Origin of the sequence: Halomonas sp. SIMBA_159, assembly GCF_046536035.1 — a bacterium.
Classification (GTDB): domain Bacteria; phylum Pseudomonadota; class Gammaproteobacteria; order Pseudomonadales; family Halomonadaceae; genus Vreelandella; species Vreelandella venusta_A.
Genome location: NZ_JAWJBT010000045.1, coordinates 1 through 3,336, shown reverse-complemented (window position 1 = coordinate 3,336; position 3,336 = coordinate 1). Strand labels below are relative to the sequence as shown.

The 3,336-nt window shown below is 52.2% G+C and carries 3 tRNA genes and 2 rRNA genes; all 5 read right to left on the bottom strand.

Annotated elements, in window-relative coordinates:
- Positions 1-74: 74 nt before the first annotated feature.
- A tRNA-Asp gene (locus R0J87_RS18195) sits at positions 75-150 on the bottom strand.
- A gap of 3 nt (positions 151-153) precedes the next feature.
- Positions 154-230 (bottom strand) — tRNA-Met (locus R0J87_RS18190).
- Positions 231-269: 39 nt separating this feature from the next.
- Positions 270-345, bottom strand: a tRNA-Val gene (locus R0J87_RS18185).
- A gap of 8 nt (positions 346-353) precedes the next feature.
- Positions 354-469, bottom strand: a 5S ribosomal RNA gene (rrf, locus tag R0J87_RS18180).
- Between the two features lie 59 nt (positions 470-528).
- A 23S ribosomal RNA gene (locus R0J87_RS18175) occupies positions 529-3,336 on the bottom strand; the annotation flags it as partial.

Below are 3,336 nucleotides of genomic sequence, written 5' to 3'. Positions count from 1 at the left end.
GTCTTTATTAGTTTTTTGTTAAAACAAATAAAAAAATACGAAACAACTTGTTTCGTTCTTTTCTTTATATAAAATGGCGGTCCCGACCGGGGTCGAACCGGCGATCTCCTGCGTGACAGGCAGGCATGTTAACCGCTACACCACGGGACCATTTGGTTGCGGGGGCAGGATTTGAACCTGCGACCTTTGGGTTATGAGCCCAACGAGCTACCGAACTGCTCCACCCCGCGATAATGATATTTAACTTTCTCTTAATAGAGACAAAGAAATGGTGGAGGAGGACGGGATCGAACCGCCGACCCTCTGCTTGTAAGGCAGATGCTCTCCCAGCTGAGCTAATCCTCCATATGTATGCCCAGCGACGTCCTACTCTCACAGGGGGAAACCCCCAACTACCATCGGCGCAAAAGAGCTTAACTTCCGTGTTCGGGATGGGAACGGGTGTGGCCTCTTTGCCATCATCACTGGACTTTTGAGCTTGTTCGCTCAAAACTGGATAAATCGACATTGAAAAACGTATTTCAGTTGTTGGTTAAGTCCTCGATCGATTAGTATTCGTCAGCTGCACGTGTCGCCACGCTTCCACCCCGAACCTATCTACCTCATCGTCTCTGAGGGATCTTACTTGCTTGCGCAATGGGAAATCTCATCTTGAGGGGGGCTTCGTGCTTAGATGCTTTCAGCACTTATCCCGGCCACACATAGCTACCCAGCGATGCTCTTGGCAGAACAACTGGTACACCAGCGGTGTGTCCATCCCGGTCCTCTCGTACTAAGGACAGCTCCTCTCAAATTTCCTGCGCCCGCGACGGATAGGGACCGAACTGTCTCACGACGTTCTGAACCCAGCTCGCGTACCGCTTTAATGGGCGAACAGCCCAACCCTTGGGACCGACTACAGCCCCAGGATGCGATGAGCCGACATCGAGGTGCCAAACCTCCCCGTCGATGTGGACTCTTGGGGGAGATAAGCCTGTTATCCCCGGGGTAGCTTTTATCCGTTGAGCGATGGCCCTTCCATGCGGAACCACCGGATCACTAAGTCCGTCTTTCGACCCTGCTCGACCTGTCCGTCTCGCAGTCAAGCTCCCTTGTGCCTTTACACTCTGCGAATGATTTCCAACCATTCTGAGGGAACCTTTGAGCGCCTCCGTTACTCTTTAGGAGGCGACCGCCCCAGTCAAACTGCCCGCCTGACACTGTCTCCCAAGCCGCTTAGGCTTGTGGGTTAGAAGTTCAATACAACCAGGGTAGTATCCCACCGACGCCTCCCCCGAAGCTGGCGCTCCGGGTTCTCTGGCTCCTACCTATCCTGTACAAGTTGCACCAAAATTCAATATCAGGCTACAGTAAAGCTCCACGGGGTCTTTCCGTCCTGTCGCGGGTAACCTGCATCTTCACAGGTACTATAATTTCACCGAGTCTCTCGTTGAGACAGTGCCCAGATCGTTACGCCTTTCGTGCGGGTCGGAACTTACCCGACAAGGAATTTCGCTACCTTAGGACCGTTATAGTTACGGCCGCCGTTTACTGGGGCTTCGGTTCGCACCTTCGCTTGCGCTAAGCACTCCCCTTAACCTTCCAGCACCGGGCAGGCGTCAGCCCCTATACGTCACCTTACGGTTTTGCAGAGACCTGTGTTTTTGCTAAACAGTCGCCTGGGCCTATTCACTGCGGCTCTCTCGGGCTTTAACACCCTACCAGAGCACCCCTTCTCCCGAAGTTACGGGGTCATTTTGCCGAGTTCCTTAACGAGAGTTCACTCGCTCACCTTAGAATTCTCTTCTCGCCTACCTGTGTCGGTTTGCGGTACGGGCACCTCCCGCCTCGCTAGAGGCTTTTCTTGGCAGTGTGAAATCAGGGACTCTGAGGTTAAACCTCTTGCCATCACTGCTTGATGTACATAGAAACGGGATTTGCCTCGTTTCTCATCTCACAACTTGGACGTGCACAACCAACGGCACGCTCACCCTATCCTTCTGCGTCCCCCCATTACTCAAACGGCGGGGAGGTGGTACAGGAATATCAACCTGTTGTCCATCGTCTACGCCTATCGGCCTCGACTTAGGTCCCGACTAACCCTGAGCGGACGAGCCTTCCTCAGGAAACCTTAGGCATTCGGTGGACGGGATTCTCACCCGTCTTTCGTTACTCATACCGGCATTCTCACTTCTAAGCGCTCCACCAGTCCTTCCGGTCTGACTTCAACGCCCTTAGAACGCTCTCCTACCACGGACATCTACGATGTCCATCCACAGCTTCGGTAATCCGTTTAGCCCCGGTACATTTTCGGCGCAGTGTCACTCGACCAGTGAGCTATTACGCACTCTTTAAATGATGGCTGCTTCTAAGCCAACATCCTGGTTGTCTAAGCAACGCCACATCCTTTTCCACTTAACGGATATTTGGGGACCTTAGCTGGTGGTCTGGGCTGTTTCCCTCTTGACTACGGATCTTATCACTCGCAGTCTGACTCCCAAGTATAAATCACTGGCATTCGGAGTTTGTCTGAATTCGGTAACCCGGGATGGGCCCCTAGTCCAAACAGTGCTCTACCTCCAGGATTCTCTTCTTGAGGCTAGCCCTAAAGCTATTTCGGAGAGAACCAGCTATCTCCAGGTTCGATTGGAATTTCTCCGCTACCCACACCTCATCCCCGCACTTTTCAACGTGCGTGGGTTCGGGCCTCCAGTAAGTGTTACCTTACCTTCACCCTGGACATGGGTAGATCACCTGGTTTCGGGTCTACAACTACATACTCATTCGCCCTATTCAGACTCGCTTTCGCTGCGGCTCCGGCTTATAGGCCTTAACCTTGCATGTAATCGTAACTCGCCGGTTCATTCTACAAAAGGCACGCTATCACCCATTAACGGGCTCTAACTACTTGTAGGCACACGGTTTCAGGATCTATTTCACTCCCCTTCCGGGGTGCTTTTCACCTTTCCCTCACGGTACTGGTTCACTATCGGTCACTAGGGAGTATTTAGCCTTGGGAGATGGTCCTCCCGGATTCCGACGGAATTTCACGTGTTCCGCCGTACTCAGGATCCACTCTGGAGGGAATGACATTTCAGTTACAGGGCTGTTACCTTCTCTGGCGGGCCTTTCCAGACCTCTTCGCTTATATCATTCCTTTGTAACTCCGTATAGAGTGTCCTACAACCCCAAGAGGCAAGCCTCTTGGTTTGGGCTGTTCCCGTTTCGCTCGCCGCTACTTAGGGAATCGCATTTGCTTTCTCTTCCTCCGGGTACTTAGATGTTTCAGTTCCCCGGGTTTGCTCTTATAAACCTATGTATTCAGTCTATAAGTACCTGATTAAGCCGGATATAAGC